The 17,094-nt window shown below is 73.6% G+C and carries 15 protein-coding genes; 7 read left to right on the forward strand and 8 right to left on the reverse strand.

Going from position 1 to position 17,094, the window contains the following annotated elements:
- Positions 1-96 precede the first annotated feature (96 nt).
- On the forward strand, positions 97-1,953 hold the full coding sequence (locus tag ACIP9D_RS05545; protein WP_350868498.1) for an acyl-CoA dehydrogenase: 1,857 nt from the start codon (positions 97-99) through the stop codon (positions 1,951-1,953).
- A 477-nt stretch (positions 1,954-2,430) separates the two neighbouring features.
- Entirely contained in the window at positions 2,431-2,700 is a 270-nt protein-coding gene (locus tag ACIP9D_RS05550; protein WP_013730795.1) for a DUF6458 family protein, read from the forward strand.
- 39 nt (positions 2,701-2,739) lie between these two features.
- On the opposite strand, the gene ACIP9D_RS05555 is transcribed toward ACIP9D_RS05550, so the two are convergent.
- Positions 2,740-3,276 (reverse strand): histidine phosphatase family protein, encoded by a 537-nt coding sequence (locus ACIP9D_RS05555; protein WP_350868496.1) that lies wholly within the window; start codon positions 3,274-3,276, stop codon positions 2,740-2,742.
- Between the two features lie 113 nt (positions 3,277-3,389).
- Between ACIP9D_RS05555 and ACIP9D_RS05560 the strand changes: the two genes are divergently transcribed.
- Positions 3,390-3,680 carry a DUF6458 family protein gene (locus ACIP9D_RS05560; RefSeq protein ID WP_350868495.1) on the forward strand — a complete coding sequence of 97 codons (291 nt, stop codon included), beginning with the start codon at positions 3,390-3,392 and terminating at the stop codon, positions 3,678-3,680.
- A gap of 57 nt (positions 3,681-3,737) precedes the next feature.
- Here the strand turns inward: ACIP9D_RS05560 and ACIP9D_RS05565 are convergent, their stop codons facing one another.
- Positions 3,738-4,415 carry a hemolysin III family protein gene (locus ACIP9D_RS05565; protein WP_350868493.1) on the reverse strand — a complete coding sequence of 226 codons (678 nt, stop codon included), beginning with the start codon at positions 4,413-4,415 and terminating at the stop codon, positions 3,738-3,740.
- A 109-nt stretch (positions 4,416-4,524) separates the two neighbouring features.
- On the opposite strand from ACIP9D_RS05565, the gene ACIP9D_RS05570 reads away from it, so the two are divergent.
- Genes ACIP9D_RS05570 through ACIP9D_RS05580 form a run of 3 tightly spaced genes read left to right on the forward strand, consistent with a single transcriptional unit; the run spans position 4,525 to position 6,765 of the window.
- Positions 4,525-5,175 (forward strand): allophanate hydrolase subunit 1, encoded by a 651-nt coding sequence (locus ACIP9D_RS05570; protein WP_350868492.1) that lies wholly within the window; start codon positions 4,525-4,527, stop codon positions 5,173-5,175.
- Positions 5,172-6,029, forward strand: coding sequence for a biotin-dependent carboxyltransferase family protein (locus ACIP9D_RS05575; protein ID WP_350868490.1), 858 nt, complete (start codon positions 5,172-5,174; stop codon positions 6,027-6,029). The genes ACIP9D_RS05570 and ACIP9D_RS05575 overlap by 4 nt, the downstream gene beginning before the upstream one ends.
- The gene (locus ACIP9D_RS05580; RefSeq protein WP_350868488.1) at positions 6,013-6,765 is read left to right on the forward strand and encodes a 5-oxoprolinase subunit PxpA; all 753 of its coding nucleotides are present in this window, start codon (positions 6,013-6,015) and stop codon (positions 6,763-6,765) included. Before ACIP9D_RS05575 ends, ACIP9D_RS05580 begins: the two co-directional genes overlap by 17 nt.
- A 42-nt stretch (positions 6,766-6,807) precedes the next feature.
- Here the strand turns inward: ACIP9D_RS05580 and ACIP9D_RS05585 are convergent, their stop codons facing one another.
- The 6 genes from ACIP9D_RS05585 to pdhA form a co-directional block, all read right to left on the reverse strand.
- Positions 6,808-8,640, reverse strand: a complete 1,833-nt coding sequence (locus ACIP9D_RS05585) for an NHL domain-containing thioredoxin family protein (protein WP_350868487.1) — start codon at positions 8,638-8,640, stop codon at positions 6,808-6,810.
- A 134-nt stretch (positions 8,641-8,774) separates the two neighbouring features.
- Positions 8,775-11,399, reverse strand: coding sequence for a hypothetical protein (locus tag ACIP9D_RS05590; protein WP_350868485.1), 2,625 nt, complete (start codon positions 11,397-11,399; stop codon positions 8,775-8,777).
- A 343-nt stretch (positions 11,400-11,742) separates the two neighbouring features.
- A complete protein-coding gene (locus ACIP9D_RS05595) occupies positions 11,743-11,880 on the reverse strand; it encodes a hypothetical protein (protein ID WP_350868483.1) in 138 nt (45 codons plus the stop codon).
- Positions 11,881-12,102: 222 nt separating this feature from the next.
- The gene (locus tag ACIP9D_RS05600) at positions 12,103-13,593 is read right to left on the reverse strand and encodes a dihydrolipoamide acetyltransferase family protein (protein ID WP_350868482.1); all 1,491 of its coding nucleotides are present in this window, start codon (positions 13,591-13,593) and stop codon (positions 12,103-12,105) included.
- Positions 13,590-14,579, reverse strand: a complete 990-nt coding sequence (locus ACIP9D_RS05605) for an alpha-ketoacid dehydrogenase subunit beta (protein WP_350868480.1) — start codon at positions 14,577-14,579, stop codon at positions 13,590-13,592. Before ACIP9D_RS05605 ends, ACIP9D_RS05600 begins: the two co-directional genes overlap by 4 nt.
- Entirely contained in the window at positions 14,579-15,754 is a 1,176-nt protein-coding gene (gene pdhA / locus ACIP9D_RS05610; protein ID WP_350868478.1) for a pyruvate dehydrogenase (acetyl-transferring) E1 component subunit alpha, read from the reverse strand. Before pdhA ends, ACIP9D_RS05605 begins: the two co-directional genes overlap by 1 nt.
- A 524-nt stretch (positions 15,755-16,278) precedes the next feature.
- Between pdhA and ACIP9D_RS05615 the strand changes: the two genes are divergently transcribed.
- Entirely contained in the window at positions 16,279-17,049 is a 771-nt protein-coding gene (locus ACIP9D_RS05615) for a hypothetical protein (protein ID WP_350868476.1), read from the forward strand.
- Positions 17,050-17,094 lie beyond the last annotated feature (45 nt).

Here is a 17,094-nt window from a genome sequence, read left to right on the forward strand (position 1 = left end):
GTCACTTCGGCGATCATCTTGTCGCTGCCTACCCACCGGTAATACAGTCGGGGTTACTGATCGGTAACACCTGTCCGGAAGCGGGGGCCAGCGAGCATGACCCACTACAAGAGCAACCTTCGGGACCTCGAGTTCAACCTCTTCGAGGTCTTCGGGGCGGACCGGGCGTTCGGCCAGGAGCCGTACTCCGACCTTGACGTCGACACCGCGCGTAGCTTCCTCGCCGAGGTCGACCGCCTCGCCCGCGAGGATCTGGCCGCCAGCTACACGGACAGCGACCGGAACCCGCCGGTCTTCGACCCGGCCACGCACACCGCGCCGCTGCCGGAGTCGTTCAAGAAGTCGTACCGCGCGTTCATGGAGTCCGAGTTCTGGCGGCTGGACCTTCCCCCGGAGCTGGACGGCACCAACGCCCCGCGGGCCCTCTGGTGGGCGCTCGCCGAGCTGGTCCTCGGCTCGAACGCCCCGGTCTGGATGTACGCCTCCGGCCCGTCCTTCGCCCACGTGCTGCACGTCGAGGGCACCGAGCGGCAGAAGAAGTGGGCCAAGCTCTTCATCGACAAGCAGTGGGGCTCCACGATGGTGCTGACCGAGCCGGACGCCGGTTCGGACGTGGGCGCCGGCCGCGCCCGCGCCATCCAGCAGCCGGACGGCTCGTGGCACATCGAGGGCGTCAAGCGCTTCATCACCTCAGGTGAGCACGACCTGACCGACAACATCGTGCACTACGTGCTGGCCCGCCCGGTGGGCGTCGAGGGCGTCGGCGGCCCGGGCACGAAGGGTCTCTCCCTCTTCGTCGTGCCGAAGTTCCACTTCGACGAGGAGACCGGCGAGCTGGGCGAGCGCAACGGCGTCTTCGCCACCAACGTCGAGCACAAGATGGGCCTGAAGGTCTCGAACACCTGCGAGATGACCTTCGGTGAGCACGGCGTACCGGCCAAGGGCTGGCTGCTCGGTGACCGGCACGACGGCATCCGGCAGATGTTCATGATCATCGAGTACGCCCGGATGATGGTCGGCACCAAGGCGATCGCCACCCTCTCCACCGGCTACCTGAACGCCCTCGAGTACGCGAAGAACCGGGTCCAGGGCGCCGACCTGATCCAGCAGGCCGACAAGGCAGCGCCTCGGGTCACCATCACCCACCACCCGGACGTGCGGCGTTCGCTGCTGATGCAGAAGTCGTACGCCGAGGGCCTGCGCGCGCTGGTCCTGTACACCGCCTCCTGGCAGGACAAGGTCGCCATCGCCGAGGCGGCCGGCGACGAGAAGGCCACGGCGCTCGCGAAGCGGGTCAACGACCTGCTGCTCCCGCTGGTCAAGGGCGTCGGCTCGGAGCGGGCGTACGAGCTGCTCGGGCACGAGGCGCTGCAGACCTTCGGCGGCTCGGGCTTCCTGCAGGACTACCCGCTGGAGCAGTACGTCCGGGACGCCAAGATCGACACCCTGTACGAGGGCACCACCGCGATCCAGAGCCTCGACCTGGTCTTCCGGAAGATCGTCCGGGACAACGGCAAGGCGCTGATGGCGGTCGCCGGCGAGATCCAGGAGTTCATCACCTCCGAGGCCGGCAACGGCCAGCTCAAGGAGGAGCGTCAGGCGCTCGGCAAGGCGCTCGCCGAGATCCAGACCATGCTGGGCGTGATGACCGGCTGGCTGGGCGAGGCGCAGGGCGGCGACGCCCGGGCGCTCTACAAGGTCGGGCTGAGCAGCCGGCGGTTCCTGCTGGCGATCGGCGACCTGGTGGTCGGCTGGCTGCTGCAGAAGCAGGCCGACGTGGCCCTGCGCGCGCTGAGCGGCGAGGTCTCCACCGCCGACCAGGCGTTCTACACCGGCAAGGTGGCCGCCGCCCGGTTCTTCGCCCGCGAGGTGCTGCCCCGCATCGGCGCCGACCGGCGGATCATCGAGGGTGCCGACCTGGAGATCATGGACCTCCCGGAGGAAGCCTTCTGAGGCGTGGCCCGCGCTCCGGCGCGGGCGCACGGCCGGACCTGCTCCGGCCACGAACCGGCACGACGGCCGGCGGGCAGCAGCCCGCCGGCCGTCGCCGTGCCGGCCCGGGCCGCGCTGCGGCCCGTGGCGGCGGCCCCGTTGTACGCGGGGCGGTGGCACGCCTTGGCCGCCCTGCTCTGCTTCAGCGGAGGCAACAGGATGGTGCGGGCGGGCGGCGGCCTGCCCTCTCGCCGCCTTTGCTCTGCTTCAGCCGAGGCGACACTCCGAGCCCGAAAGTGTTGCCGCCGCTGAAGCAGAGCAAAGGGTGTGCGTAGGGGGTTATCGCCGCCGCGCCCGTTCTGTGCCGAGTGTCCGGTTGCCAGGATGCGGTGGCGCATTCGGTGAGCCGAGCCGGGTAGCCCGTGGCCGTGGCGGGTAACCGTCGCCGGACCACGTCAGAACGCGCCCGGAGCCACCGCACGGGGGAGTGCAGCGCACATGGGCATTGGTAGTGGGATCTTCCTGATCGCGATCGGCGCGATCCTGACCTTCGCCATCAGAGCCAACGTCTGGTGGGTCGACCTGCGCGCGGTCGGCTGGGTGTTCATCCTGGCCGGGTTGGGCGTCCTGCTCACCACGCTCTGGTTCTGGCAGGACCGGCGCAAGCGGGCCCGCACCCTCATCGTGGAGGAGAACCGGCTGTCTCATCCGACGGCGATGATGCCGCCGCCGCCGGACCCACCGCCGCCGACCGCGCCACCCTCCTGAGCCATGTGACGCCGAGCCACCCGCCGACCGGCGGGTGGCTCAGCCGCGTGCGGTGTGCCGGTCGATGATCTCCGAGCCGCCCCGGTCCAGCTCGGCCCAGGGCTGCGATCCGCGGTGCACGGCCAGGTCGGTGGTGCGCAGCCCCTCCGGGTCGGCCCGCTGCGGGTCGAGCAGCGCCGACAGCAGCGAGATCCCCGGGTTGTGCGCGATCAGCAGCACCGTGCGGGCCATCGGATCCACCCGGCGGATCAGGGCCAACAGGTCCTCCGGGTGCGCCTCGTAAGCGTCCGGCTCATACCGTACGTCCGGGCGGGGACCGGCGGAACCGCCCTCCGGTGGCGCACCGGTCATGCCCATCGCCACCCCGTGCCAGGTCTCCCGGGTCCGCCGGGCGTTGGAGCAGAGCACCACGTCGGGCAGCAGACCGTGCTTGGCCAGCCAGGCGCCGGCGGCCTCCGCGTCGGCCCGCCCTCGACTGGTCAGTGGCCGATCCGCGTCCGGAGTCTCCTCGGACTGCACGGCCTTCGAGTGCCGCAACAGCACCAGTGTCCGTTCCCCGGCGTACCCGTCCGTCATGCCCCCAGCTTGCCCGATTGGCGATCACGGTGCCGGGGTAAGTCGATGGGTGCCGCAACCTCACCGATGGCCGCGGCGGGAAGTAACGCCAGCTGACAGCCGAGGAGGCGACGATGGGCATTGGTGGCAGCATTTTCCTGATCGCACTGGGTGCGATCTTCGCGTTCGCCGTGGAAGCCGACCTGGGCTGGCTCAACCTGGCCGTCGTCGGATGGGTGCTCATGCTCGCCGGTGTCGCGGGCCTGCTCGTCACCCTCTACTTCTGGAACAGCCGCCGGCGCACGGTGGTCACCAGCGCCCCCGTCCGCGAGGACCGCGTGGTGACCGACCGGGTGGTGCCGGCGCAGGACGACCGGGTCGTGCAGGAGTACCGCGAGGTGCGTCGGCCCGGCCGCACGGTCTGAGCCAACCACTGCTCCCGAGGGCCCCGCAGCGTCGCGGGGCCCTCGGTGTGCCCGGGCTCAGGCGAAGAGCGCGAAGTAGATCGCGATGTGGTGGCAGATCGCGGCCACCAGGGTGCAGGCGTGGAAGAACTCGTGGTGGCCGAAGACCGTCGGCCAGGGGTTCGGCCGGCGCAGCGCGTAGAAGACCGCGCCGACGCTGTAGATCGCGCCTCCGGTCAGCAGCAGCACCAGCGCCGTCACCCCGCCCTGGTGCAGGATCTGCGGCAGCATCGCCACCGCCACCCAGCCCAGCGCCAGGTAGAGCGGGGCGGAGAGCCAGCGGGGGGCGTGCGGCCAGATCATTTTCAGCGCCACGCCGGCGAGTGCGCCGCCCCAGACCGTGGCGAGCATGATGGTCGCCAGGCGCTGCTCCAGCAGCAGCACGCAGAACGGCGTGTACGTCCCGGCGATGAACACGAAGATCATCGAGTGGTCCATCCGGCGCATGATCTGGTAGCCCCGCTCCGACCACACGCGACGGTGGTAGAGCGCGCTGGTGCCGAAGAGCCCGCAGACGGTCAGGCTGTAGACGACGCAGCTGACCAGGGGCGCCCAGCCCGGCCGGGTGGCGGCGATCGAGCAGAGCACGATCCCGCAGACCAGGGCGACGAAGAACGCGTACGCGTGCAGCCAGCCGCGCATCCGGGGTTTACCGATGTCGACCGGCTTGAGCCGAAGCGGTGCGGAGGTGGTCACCACAACAGGCTACGACACCGTAGGTTACTTGGAAGTAGTGCGTCTCGTCACGCGGATCCATCCGCGACGGTGTGTACCACGCCAGGCCGCGGTCGGCGAAGATGGCGGGATGCGGATCCGGCCGGTCGGGGCGCACGCCCTGCTGCTCGACTGCGCGGAACCCGGCGCGCCGGCCGGGGTCGACCTCGCCGCTCGGGTGGAGGCGTGGCGGGCCGAGCTGTCCCGCCGCCGCGATCTCGGTGAGTTGACCGCCGTCGAGATCGTCCCGGCGGCCGCCACCGTCCTGCTCGACGGGGTCCCGGACCCGGCGACGACCGCCCGGTTGATTGCGAGCTTGGTTCCGCGTCCGGCCGCCGTGGCGGGCGCCGCCGGGACGGTCGAGGTGCCGGTGACGTACGACGGCGCTGACCTGCCGGTCGTCGCGGAGCACTGGGCGACCACCGTGCCGGCGGTGGTCGAGCGGCTGGCCGGCACCGAGTTCCGGGTGGCCTTCTGCGGTTTCGCGCCCGGCTTTCCCTACCTGACCGGGCTGCCGGCCGAGCTGGCGCTGCCCCGGCTGCCCACCCCCCGCCCCCGCGTGCCGGCCGGCTCGGTCGCCCTGGCCGGCCCGTACGCCGGCATCTACCCGAGCGCGTCGCCGGGTGGCTGGCTGCTGGTCGGACGGACCGAAATGGTGCTCTTCGACGTCGCCGCCGACCCGCCGGCCCGGCTGACCCCGGGCACCCGAGTCCGCCTCGCGAACGACGGGCGCTCAGCATGACCGGTGCCCTCGAGGTGCTTCGGGCCGGGGCGCTCACCACGGTGCAGGACCTGGGCCGGCCCGGCTTCGCCCACCTCGGCGTGCCCCGTTCCGGCGCACTGGACCCGACCGCGATGCGGCTGGCGAACCGGCTGGTCGGCAACCCGGAGTCGGCCGCCGGGCTGGAGGTCACGCTGACCGGTTGCGCGCTGCGGCTGACCCGGGCGGCCACCGTCGCCCTCATCGGCGCCGAGGTGGAGGTCCGGGTGGACCAGCGTCCGGGCGACGCGGGCCGGCCGCTCTCCGTACCGGCCGGGGCGGTGCTGCGGATCGGCCCCGCCCGGCGCGGCGTACGCAGCTGGCTGGCGGTCTGCGGCGGGATCGACGTACCGCCGGTCCTGGGCAGCCGCTCCACCGACACCCTCTCCGGGCTGGGCCCGCCCGCGCTGCGCGACGGTGACCGGCTGCCCCTCGGCGTGCCGGTCGGGCCGCCCGCACCGGTCGACCTCACCGTCGGCCCGTCGCCCCGCGACGAGCTGCGGCTCGCCGTCCGGCTCGGCCCGCGCGACGACTGGTTCACCCCGGCCGCGTTCGACCGGCTCTTCGACACCGCGTACACGATCAGCCCGGTGAGCAACCGGGTCGGCGCGCGACTGGTCGGCGCGGACCTGCCCCGCGCGGTGCCGGGCGAGCTGCCCAGCGAGGGGATCGTGCTCGGCGCGGTGCAGGTGCCGGCGGACGGCCAACCGTTGATCTTCCTGGCTGACCACCCCACCACCGGCGGCTATCCGGTCATCGGGGTGGTGGCCGACGTGACCCCGCTCGCGCAGGCCCGGCCAGGTACTACCGTCAGGTTCCATGGACCTCAACGCTGACCTGGGCGAGGGATTCGGCATCTGGCGGCTCGGCGACGACGAGGCGCTACTGGGCCTGGTCACCTCCGCGAACGTCGCCTGCGGCTTCCACGCCGGCGACGCGTCCACGATGCGCCGGGTCAGCGAGGCCGCGGCGCGCCGCGGTGTCGCGGTGGGCGCCCAGGTCGGCTACCGGGACCTGGCCGGGTTCGGCCGGCGACACATCGCGTACGACTTCGCGGAGCTGCGCGACGAGGTCGTGTACCAGCTCGGCGCGCTGGACGCCTTCTGCCGGCTGTTCCGCACCCGGGTCCGCTACCTGAAGCCGCACGGCGCGCTCTACCACGCGGCGGCGCGTGACGAGTCCCAGGCGGCGGCGCTGGTGGCGGCGGTCGGCGAGTACGACGATCAGCTGCCGTTGCTCTGCTCGTCCGGGTCGGTGCTCGCCCAACTGGCGGTCGGTGCCGGGCTGCGGGTGGTCGCCGAGGGCTTCGCCGACCGTGGCTACCTGCCCAACGGCACCCTGGTGCCCCGCGGCGCGCCGGGTGCCCTGGTGACCGACCCGGAGCAGGTCGCCGAGCGCGCGCTCCGGATGGCCACCGAGCGGACCGTGGTGGCGGTGGACGGCAGCGTCGTTCCGTGCCCGGTCGAGTCGATCTGCCTGCACGGCGACAGCCACGGGGCGGTCGCCGCCGCGGAGATGGTCCGCGCCTCGCTGATCGACGCCGGCGTCCAGCTCAGCCCCTTCGCCGGCTGAGCGCGGGCCCCGGCGCTCAGCGCCGGGGCCCGGAGTCGGGTCTCAGGCGTCCAGACCGCGCAGGACCAGCGGCAGGCGGGCGACGCCGGTGTCGACCACCCGGACCGGCACGCCCCAGTCCTGCCGGGTCAGGTGGCAGGCCGCGTGCTCGACGTCCGCGTCGCAGGTCGCCGCCTGCGCGGTCACCTGCAGCACGCCGCCGGTCACCTCGCCGTTGACCACCAGTCGGCGGGACAGCTCGGTACCGCTGCCGGCCCCCTCGACGAGCAGCTCGGGCGGCGAGGCGGAGATCACCAGCCGGGTGGACGGCCCGTACGTCTCGTCCAGCTTCTGGCCGGGCGCCGGGGTGAAGATGATGTCCAGGGTCAGCTCGCCGGCGGTGACGTCGGTCGGCTTCCGTTCGGTGCGGTGCCGGGGGCCGTCCACCGTGCTCGCGCCGGCAGCGGAGAGCGCGCCGGGGGCGAGCCGGGTGAGCCGGTGCGCGGCGGACTCGACCACCAGCACCTCGCCGTCCGGGGTGAGCACCAGGTCGCTCGGCTCGGCCAGGCCGTCGGCGACAGTGGAGACCTGGGCGGTCTCCGGGTCGAAGCGCCGGACAGCACCGTTGTAGGTGTCGGCGACCAGCACCGACCCGTCGGGCAGCGCGCACACCCCCAGCGGATGCTGGAGCAGCGCCGTCTCGGCCGGCCCGTCGACGTGGCCGAAGTCGAAGAGCCCCTGCCCGACCGCGGTGCCCATCACCCCGTTCTCGATGTACCGGATCGCACTGGTCTCGCTGTCGGCGATCCAGAGCCGGGTGCCGTCGGCGGAGACGGAGAGCCCGGAGGGCTGCGCCATCCACGCCTCGGCCAGCAGGCCGTCGCGGAGCGCCTCGACGGTGGTGCCGGCGTACATGCCGGCGGTCCGCTTGATCGGATCGAACCACCAGAGCTGGTGGATGCCGGCCATCGCGATGATCAGCTTGTCGTCGTGCCAGGCCAGGTCCCAGGGGGAGGAGAGGTCGACCGAGAGCGCGTCGTGCGCGTGGTCGTCGACCGTCGAGCGCCACTGCCGCCCGGTGCCGGCGACCGTGACCACCTCACCGGTCGTGAGCCGTACGCCGCGCAGCAGGTGGTTGACGGTGTCCGCGACGACCAGGTCGTAGCCGGCCACCTCGGCCACGTGCTTCGGGAGCAGGCAGAGCCCCTGCGGCTCGGAGAAGGTCGCCGCCCCGGCGGGCCCGTCGGCCCGGCCCCGGCTGCCTGAGCCGATCCGGCGGACCAGCCGCTCGCCGTCCGGGGCCAGCTCGGCCAGCGAGTGCCGGGCCGAGTCGGAGACCAGCAGGTTGCCGGAGTCGAGCAGCACGGCCTTGCCGGGGAAGCGCAGCGTGGTCTCCGGCTCGGCGGGCGGGACGTAGGGGCCGTCGCCCCGGTGCAACGTGCCCTTCGCCTCGTGGGTGGCGATCAGCTCGTCGATCAGCCGGGCCAGGCCCTCGGCGTGACCCTCGCCGGCCATGGTGGCCACCACGTAACCCTCGGGGTCGATCACCGACAGGGTCGGCCAGGCGCGAGCCGCGTACTGCTGCCACGTGATCAGCTCGGGGTCGTCGAGGACCGGGTGGTGCACCCCGTACCGCTCGACCGCCGCCGCCAACGCGTCCGGGTCCTTCTCGTGCTCGAACTTCGGCGAGTGGACGCCGATCACGACGAGCACGTCTCCGTACTTCTCTTCCAGCGGGCGCAGTTCGTCGAGCACGTGCAGGCAGTTGATGCAGCAGAAGGTCCAGAAATCGGCCAACACGATCTTGCCCCGGAGGTCGGCGAGCTTCAGCTCACGCCCACCGGTGTTCAGCCAGCCCCGACCGCGCAGCTCGGGGGCCCGTACTCGTGCGCTCATGCGTCCAGTCTGCCGGAGACCGGTGGCCGGGTCGGCCGGTACCCCGAGCGGGCTCGATCACACCTCTTTGGCGACCGGACGCGGACGCGAACGGCGGGGCCACGGAGGTCCGTGGCCCCGCCGTCGGGATGGTCCTACTGTCCGGCCGGCTTCAGGCAGAGCACCCGGTTGGACCCGCCACCCGACAGCTCCACCCGCGGCTGGGCCGGGTCGGCGCACTTGTCCTTGTTGTCCACCTTGGAGGTCACCGTGAACGCGTTGGCCTCGCCGCAGTCGGCGGCCACGGCACCCTCGCCGTCCTGCTTCACGCAGGTGCCGACGGCCGGGTCGAACGCCGGCGCCTCGTTCCCGCCGCCGACCTTGCCGAGCAGCATGAGCAGACCCAGCGGTACCGCCAGGATGAGCACCGCGGCGACCAGCACGGCCGCCAGCACCCGGCCGTTGCGCACCTTCGGCGTCGGCGCCTCGACCTTCGGCTCCTCGTCCGGCTTGAACGCGTCGAAGCGTCCCTGGTCGGACTCGGAGGCGTTCGGCGTGGTCGGCCCCCAGGACGGCAGGGGCTGCTGCTGCGGAGGCGGCGGGAACGGCGGGGGGAACCCGCCGGGCGCCGGGTCGGCCGCGCCGGGCGGACCGTAACCGGGCATCCCACCCATGCCGGGGTCGCCGTGCGGCGAAGCCGGCGAGCCGAACGGGTCAGCCGGCCGCTCCGTCCCGGGGTGCGGGCGCACGCCGTTCATCGGCCGGTTGCTGCTCGGCGCGTCGACGAAGGACGGCACGCCCGGTGGGAACGCCGGTGGGGCGGACGGGCCGGAGTTCAGCGGCGGGTTCTCGGCGAAGCCGCTCGGCGGCGACACCCGGTCGTCGAAGCGAGGCTCCGGCCCGGACTCGGGCCGGTGCTCCACGCCGTACGGGTCGGGCTCGGCCTGCGCCGGCTCGTCCGCGGTCTCCTGACGGGCCGGACGGCCGTAGACCCGGGGCTGCGGGGCGGGTGAACCCGTCGGCCGCATGGCCTGGTCGGTCGGGGGCATCACCCGGCTGGCCAGCGGCACCGAGGCGCTCGCTGCGGCCCGGCCCACCGCGCCGGCGTCGGCCTGCGGTACGGACGCGCGCGCGGCCGCACCCGACTCCGGCGAGGTACGCGGCGCGGGCACCACCGGCCCGGCCGACGACGGCTCCTCGTTGCGGGCCTCGGCCTGACCCCAGCCGGACTGCTCCTGCTCGTACGACTGCCCGGCACCGTCGCCACCGGCCCGGTCGGGCCAGTCGGCGCGCTCGCCCGCCGGGGCGCCGTACGGGGCCGGCGAGCCGAACTCGGCCGGCGGGGCGTAGTCGGCGGGCGGGGCGGCGGCCAGGCTGGCACCGGGTACCCGCTGCTCCTGCGGGGGCAGCGGCACCGCGTTGGCCGGTGAGATGCCCGGCGCGGGGCCGGGCTGGTAGACCGGCTGCTCCTCGGCCTGTTCCGGGGCGCGGCCAGCCGCCGGGTCGGCGTCGGCCCGACCCCACGCCTCGCTGGCCGACCACGGCTCGACCTCCGACGCGGCGGGCCGCTCGGCGCCGGTCCACTGCGCGGGGCTCTCCGCGCCCCAGGCCGGCGCGGAGTCGGCGCCGGGCACGCTCGCGCTGGCCCGGGCCGGCGCGCCGTTCGGCTCCGCGGCAGCCCAGCCGCCGGGGCGGGCGGCGTCGTCCTGAGCCGAGCCGGCAGGGCTCTCGCCCCAGCCGGCCGGGGCGGCGTTGCCCTGCGGCCGCTCGTCGTTCTGCGCGATCATCCAGTCGGGCTGTCCCGGCCGGTCCTCCGGCGCGGCGGCGGTACCCCAGCCGGCCGGCTGCGCGGCCTCGTCCGGCTGTGCCCCGGCCGCTGCCGGCCAGCCGCCGGAGCCGGCCGGGTCCTGCTGGCTGGCCCAGCCGCCGGAGGCTGCCGGGTCCTGCTGCGCGGCCCAACCGCCGGAGCGGGCCGGGTCGTCCGCCGTCGGCACCTGCGCGGCGCCGCGTACGGCGGGCTCGGGCTGGCCCCAGGCCGGGGCCGACTGCTCGGCCTGTCCCCAGGTCTGGCCGGACTGCTCGGCCTGGCCCCAGGCCTGCTGACCGTTCTGCTGGCCACCGTCGGCCCAGCCGCCGGCGTTCGCCGGGGCGTCCTGCTGCGCGGGCCCGTCGGACCAGCCGCCGTTCGCCGGGCCGGGCTGCCCGGTCCCGGCCCAGCCGTCGGCGCGGCCCGGGTCGTCCTGCGCTGCGGTGCCGGCGGCCTCCTGCTGGGCCCAGCCGCCGGAGCGGGCCGAGTCGTCCTGGGGCCAGGCCTGCGTAGCCGGCGCGGGGGCCGGCACCTGTGCCGCACCCCGGGCGGCCGGCTGGGACTGCGCCCAGGCGGGCTGCTCGGCGCCGGCCCAGGCCGGGCCGGGCTGCTGCTCAGGCTGCGCACCCCAGCCGGGCTGGGCGGTACCGGTCGCGGCCCAGGCCGGGCCGGGTTGCTCGGGCTGGGCAGCTTCGGTGCTCGCCCACGGGCCGGGTTGCCCCGCCTCGGCGGGCGGCGGCACCTGCGCGGTGCCCCACTGCGGAACCGGGGGCTGGTCCTGCTGCCCCGCCCAGGCGGGGGCGGGCGGGTTGGAACCTGCCGGCGGCGGGGGCGCCCAGCCCAGGTCCGGGCCGGCGGCGCCGTAGCCGTTCCCCGGCTGCGCCGGCCGGTCGCCGTACGGCGCCGGTCCGCCGGCGCCCGGTGGCACCTCGTCCGGCTCCTGGCCGGGGTGGTGCGGGCCCTCGGACGTCATCGGTGCGCCTCCTCCATCACATTCGGCCGCCCGTGCCGATCGGTCTCCTCGGCAGGGCTGCCGGTGTCGCCGGCATGCCGGCCGTGCCGGGCTCCCCGCACCGTATCCGGTGGCCGCCCACGGCCTCCGGGGAGCACCGGTCGTCACTCCCTGTGGCCGGACGATGTCGAACTGCTTCTATCGGCTCGACCTCTCCGGGCCGGCGGGCGACGACCGAAGCCCACCGTACCGGGCGCTGCGGCTAGGTGGAATCCCGGTGCCGACGGGTGTGAAACGCCGATGACCCGCCCGGGGCGTCCGGGCGGGTCATCGATCTGGAGGAGAAGAGGAACGTCGTGGTGCGTCAGCTCATGTGACGCTGGGCGATGGCGAGAAGCTCCTCGCGGACCGCCGGCGAGTTCGCCGAGCGCAGCGCGTGCTCGATGGCACGCGCGCGGCGGGTGGCGTCGCGACGGGTCCGGATCCGCTCGATCATGCTCATGGTGTCTCTCCTCCTGGCTATTCGGTTGTCAGCCCCTGGTGTCTCTATTTAACCGCACCAGGGAGCCAACTTCCATCGATTATTAGGTGAGCTGAGACACCAGCCGAACAATCGAAGGTGAAACCGGTCGGCTGCTTAGGTTTCCGTCTGCCAATGGACACGGCCGGTGTGCCGGGCGTTAACCCGAGGCACACCGGCCGTGGCTGGTGCAGAAAGGACCGGTCAGGTCCAGGCGAGCAGCGCCGCCTCCGGGTCGGCGAGGAAGTCGCCGATGTCGCGGAGGAACTTCGACCCGAGCTCACCGTCGATGATCCGGTGGTCGAAGGAGAGGCCCAGCGTGGTCACCTGCCGCGGGCGGACCTTGCCCTTGTGCACCCAGGGCATCTCCCGGACGGCACCGAAGGCCAGGATCGCCGACTCGCCCGGAGGCAGGATCGGCGTACCGGTGTCCACGCCGAACACGCCGACGTTGGTGATGGTCAGGGTGCCGCCGGACATGTCCGCCGGCGAGGTGCGGCCGGCCTTGGCCGTCTGCACCAGCCCGGTCATCGCGTCGGCCAGCTCGCGCAGCGTGAGCCGCCCGGCGTCCTTGATGTTCGGCACGATCAGGCCGCGCTCGGTGGCCGCCGCGATGCCGAGGTTGACGTACTCCTTGACCACGATCTCGTCGCCGGCCCAGGTCGAGTTGACCATCGGGTGCCGCTTGACCGCCAACAGCACCGCCTTCGCCACCAGCAGCAGCGGCGAGACCCGGACGTCGCGCCACTCCCGCCGGCCGCGCAGCCGGTCCAGCGCCTTCATCGCCCGGGTCATGTCGACGGTCAGGAACTCCGTCACGTGCGGGGCGGTGAAGGCCGACCGGGACATGTTCTCGGCGGTGAGCTTGCGTACCCCCTTGACCGGGATGCGCTGCTCGCGGTCCACGCCGAAGCTCGGTGCCGTCGTGCCGACCACCGTCGCCGCGATCGGCTCGGCCGCCGCCACGGCCCCGCTCGCCGCCTGCTGCACGTCCTCCCGGGTGATCGAGCCCAGCGGGCCCGACCCGGTCAGCGTGCTCAGGTCGACGCCGAGGTCCTTGGCGAGCTTGCGTACCGGCGGCTTGGCCAGCACCAGCCCGCCGACCGCCGTGCCGCCCTGCCCGTTGCGGCCCGGCGCCGGCACGGCCGCCGGCTGCGGGGCCGGCGCGGCCGGCGCGACCGGCGCGGGGGGCGTCGCGGCCTGCGCCGGGACGGCGCCCTTGCGCGGGCGGCGCTTCGCCGCGGTGGTACGCGGGCCGTAGCCCACCAGCACCGCGGTCCGCCCGCCCGGGGCGGGGCCGCCGATCAGACCCGGCTCGACCATGCCCTCGGCCGGCGCCACCTCGACCGCCGCCAAGGACGCGGCCGACGGGGTGGGCAGGTCGCCGCTGGGCTGACCGGTGGTCGACGGTGTGTCCGGGGTGTCCAGCGGGCCGGCGTCCGGGTCGGTGTCGATCGCGATGATCGGCGTGCCGACCTCGACCGTGGTGCCCTCCGGGTGGAAGAGCCGCTGCACCCGCCCGGCCCACTTCGCCGGGATCTCCACGGCCGCCTTGGCGGTCTCCACCTCGACGATCGGCTGGTTCAACTCGATGACGTCGCCGACCTTGACCAGCCAGCTGAGGATCTCGCCCTCGGTCAACCCCTCGCCCAGGTCGGGCAGGTTGAATTCCTTGATCCGGGACATGTCGCTCACCAGCCGAAGGTGCGGTCGACGGCGTCGAGCACCCGGTCGAGGTCGGGCAGGTACTCCTCCTCCACCCGGGCGGCCGGGTAGGGGATGTCGAAGCCGGTCACCCGCAGCACCGGCGACTCCAGCGAGTAGAAGCACTGCTCGGTGATCCGGGCGGCCAGCTCGGAGCCGAGACCCAGGTTGGACGGGGCCTCGTGCACCACCACGGCCCGGCCGGTGCGCTTCACCGACTCGTAGACCACGCCCAGGTCGAGCGGGGAGATCGTGCGCAGGTCGATGACCTCCAGCTCCCGACCGTCCTCGGCTGCGGCGGTCGCCGCGTCCAGGCAGGTCCGGACCATCGGCCCGTACGCCAGCAGGGTGACGTCGGTGCCGGGCCGGACCACCCGGGCCGAGTGCAGCGGGTACGCGTCGGACAACGGCGCGTCCAGGTCGACCGGGCCCTTCTCCCAGTAGCGCCGCTTGGGCTCCAGGAAGACGATCGGGTCGTCGGAGGCGATGGCCTGCTGGATCATCACGTAGGCGTCCTGCGGGTTGGCGCAGGAGACCACCTTCAGGCCGGCGGTGTGCGCGAAGTACGCCTCCGGCGACTCGGAGTGGTGCTCCACCGCGCCGATGCCGCCGCCGAACGGGATCCGGATCACCATCGGGATGCTGAGCTTGCCCCGCGAGCGGTAGTGCATCTTCGCCACCTGCGACACGATCTGGTCGTACGCGGGGTAGACGAAGCCGTCGAACTGGATCTCGCAGACCGGCCGGTAGCCCCGGATGGCCAGGCCGATCGCGGTGCCGATGATGCCGGACTCGGCGAGCGGGGTATCGATCACCCGCTGGTCGCCGAAGTCCTTCTGGAGCCCGTCGGTGATCCGGAAGACGCCGCCGAGCTTGCCGACGTCCTCGCCCATGATGACGACCTTGGGGTCGTTCTCGAGAGCGCGGCGCAGGCCGGTGTTCAGGGCCTTGCCGAGGGTGAGCGTCTCCGTGGCCATCAGTGGGCGCTCCCCTCGAACGACTCCATGTAGCGGCTGAACTGCGCGCGCTGCTCGTCGAGCAGCGGGGACCCGGTGGGGTAGACGTGGTCGAACATCGTCACCGGCTCCGGGTTGGGCATGGCGAGCACGCGCTCGCGCAGGTGCACCGACTCGCGGCGGGCCTGCTCGTCGACCTCGGCGAAGAAGTCCGCGTCGGCGATCTGCTGCTTCTCCAGGAACACCTTGACCCGGGCGATCGGGTCCTTGGCCTGCCACGCCTCGACCTCGCTGGCGATCCGGTAGCGGGTCGGGTCGTCGGAGGTGGTGTGCGCGCCCATCCGGTACGTGTACGCCTCGATCAGGCTCGGGCCCTGCCCGTGCCGGGCGTTGTCCAGCGCGGTGCGGGTCACCGCGTAGGAGGCCAGCACGTCGTTGCCGTCCACCCGGACACCGGGGAAACCGAAGCCGGCGGCCCGCTGGTAGAGCGGGATCCGGGTCTGCCGCTCCAGCGGCTCGGAGATCGCGTACTGGTTGTTCTGGCAGAAGAAGACCATCGGGGCGTTGAACACGCCGGCCCAGACGAAGGCCTCGTTGACGTCACCCTGGCTGGTGGCGCCGTCGCCGAAGTAGGCGATCACCGCCTCGCCGTCCTCGGTGCCGGTCTTGCCGTCCATCGTGATGCCCATGGCGTAGCCGGTCGCGTGCAGGGTCTGCGCCCCGATCACGATCGTGTACATGTTGAACTTGAACTCGTTCGGGTCCCAGCCGCCCTGGTCGACGCCGCGGAACAGGCCGAGCGGCATGATCGGGTCGATGCCCCGGCAGTAGAGGACGCCGTGCTCCCGGTAGGTCGGGAAGGCCATGTCCTGGGTACGCAGCGCCCGGCCGGAGCCGACCTGCGCCGCCTCCTGCCCGAGCAGGCTGGCCCAGATGCCCAGCTCACCCTGACGCTGCAGGGCGGTGGCCTCGGCGTCCAGCTTCCGTACCAGCACCAGGTCGCGGTAGAGGCCGCGGTACTCCTCGTCGGTGAAGTCGACGCGGTACACGGTGCCGTCCCGCCCGGTGAAGCTCTCGATCCGCTCACCCTCCGGGGTGAGCAGCTGTACCAGGTCCGGGTCGCCGACCGCGGACTTCCTGGAGCGGGGTGCGGCCCGCCTGCCGCGGGTGGTGACCCCGGGGTCGCCCTTTGCCATCCGTCTCTCCCTGTCGTCTCTGCGTCGGCACCGGGGGGTGACCCGGCCGCGCAAATCCTGCACCTGTCCGGCCGGTGCCGGACGGGTTCCTGGCGGCCGCGCCTAGCCCGGGTGGGGGTTGCCGCGCGGCGCGAGCCGGATTCGGTGCCGAACCCGGTTCGGGAGCGCCGGCGCCCAGCCGTACCTGCCGCGAGGGTGCGCGGAGGCCGCGGCTGCGTTGCCGTCGTGGTCCATATTCGCAGAGCAGGTGAGTGGGCCCACAAGTACGCCCGCCCTTCCGGCTGGCACCAAATTGCTTCGCGGCATTTGTCAACATCAGGCCCGTCGGATGCCGCTCGACGATCCGGTGCTGATTCGTCACCGTTCGGCCAGTTGGGTGTGTCGACACGCTGTGGAGGGCTGGTCAACGCAGCGTCACTAAGCCAGGCTGATTGCCGTGGGATCGCCACGATCGGGTGGTTTGCCGCATCTCCGGGTCACGTCCGCGTCCCGGTCCGTCCACGGTCGACAATGAGGGAGGCGTGGTGTCCGAGCCAGCCGACGGTCCCGGTACGCCGCTGCTCGGTCGGCACCGCTCCACCAACGGCGGCTACCGCCGGGTGGTCGGCGCGCACCGTGCCCGCGGCTCGGCCGCGCCGGCCAAGGGCTACCTCTTCACCGTCGCGCTGCTCGCCGGCACCGCGTCGATGCCGATCCTGGCGGCGATCAGCGCCGGCTCGGCCACGGTGGGCAGCACCGCCCTGCCGGACAACAGCACCCCGTTCATCCCGACCCCGTCGGTCGGGCCGGTGGTCATCCCGCTGCCGGTGACCAGTCAGCCCGCACTCCCGCCGGCCCGCCCGGTGATCACCCCGTCGGCCGCCAACGGCTGGTCGCCCGGGGTCGCGCTGGAGACGCCGGACCGCCCGGACCGCCCGGACCAGGCCGGGCCGCGTCCACCGGGCCTCGGCCGGCCGGTGCCGCCGGCCCCGCGCCCGCCCCGGCCCAACCCGCCCTCCGCCTCGCCGAGCCCGTCGCCGACGCCGACCGGGTCGCCGACCGGCGGGCCGTCACCGACGGCGTCCGCGACCAGCACCATCTCGGTGCCGCCCCGGCCCACTCCCACCGGGACGCCCAGCCCCACCCACTCGGCACCACCGGACAGCCCGCCCGAGCCGACCGATCCGCCCGCGACCCTGACCGCCGGCCCGACCCCCAGCAGCGCCGGGAGCCCGACCCCGCCGGCCGCCAGCACCGTTCCGGCGCCCCGGGAACCGGTGGACCCGCACCCGGCCACCTCACCGCCGGTACGGTGACGATCAGAAGCGGCTGAGCCGTCCCGGCCCGTGCCGGCCGGCGGT

The organism is Micromonospora sp. NPDC093243 (assembly GCF_044753725.1).
Lineage (GTDB): Bacteria > Actinomycetota > Actinomycetes > Mycobacteriales > Micromonosporaceae > Micromonospora.

Coding starts and splice junctions, on each gene's coding strand:
- ACIP9D_RS05560 (WP_350868495.1), top strand. CDS start 3,390: ATGGGCATTGGTGGCAGCATTTTCCTGATCGCACTGGGTGCGATCTTC.
- ACIP9D_RS05570 (WP_350868492.1), top strand. CDS start 4,525: ATGCGGATCCGGCCGGTCGGGGCGCACGCCCTGCTGCTCGACTGCGCG.
- ACIP9D_RS05545 (WP_350868498.1), top strand. CDS start 97: ATGACCCACTACAAGAGCAACCTTCGGGACCTCGAGTTCAACCTCTTC.
- ACIP9D_RS05585 (WP_350868487.1), bottom strand. CDS start 8,640: ATGAGCGCACGAGTACGGGCCCCCGAGCTGCGCGGTCGGGGCTGGCTG.
- pdhA (WP_350868478.1), bottom strand. CDS start 15,754: ATGGCAAAGGGCGACCCCGGGGTCACCACCCGCGGCAGGCGGGCCGCA.
- ACIP9D_RS05555 (WP_350868496.1), bottom strand. CDS start 3,276: ATGACGGACGGGTACGCCGGGGAACGGACACTGGTGCTGTTGCGGCAC.
- ACIP9D_RS05580 (WP_350868488.1), top strand. CDS start 6,013: ATGGACCTCAACGCTGACCTGGGCGAGGGATTCGGCATCTGGCGGCTC.
- ACIP9D_RS05550 (WP_013730795.1), top strand. CDS start 2,431: ATGGGCATTGGTAGTGGGATCTTCCTGATCGCGATCGGCGCGATCCTG.
- ACIP9D_RS05605 (WP_350868480.1), bottom strand. CDS start 14,579: ATGGCCACGGAGACGCTCACCCTCGGCAAGGCCCTGAACACCGGCCTG.
- ACIP9D_RS05590 (WP_350868485.1), bottom strand. CDS start 11,399: ATGACGTCCGAGGGCCCGCACCACCCCGGCCAGGAGCCGGACGAGGTG.
- ACIP9D_RS05595 (WP_350868483.1), bottom strand. CDS start 11,880: ATGAGCATGATCGAGCGGATCCGGACCCGTCGCGACGCCACCCGCCGC.
- ACIP9D_RS05575 (WP_350868490.1), top strand. CDS start 5,172: ATGACCGGTGCCCTCGAGGTGCTTCGGGCCGGGGCGCTCACCACGGTG.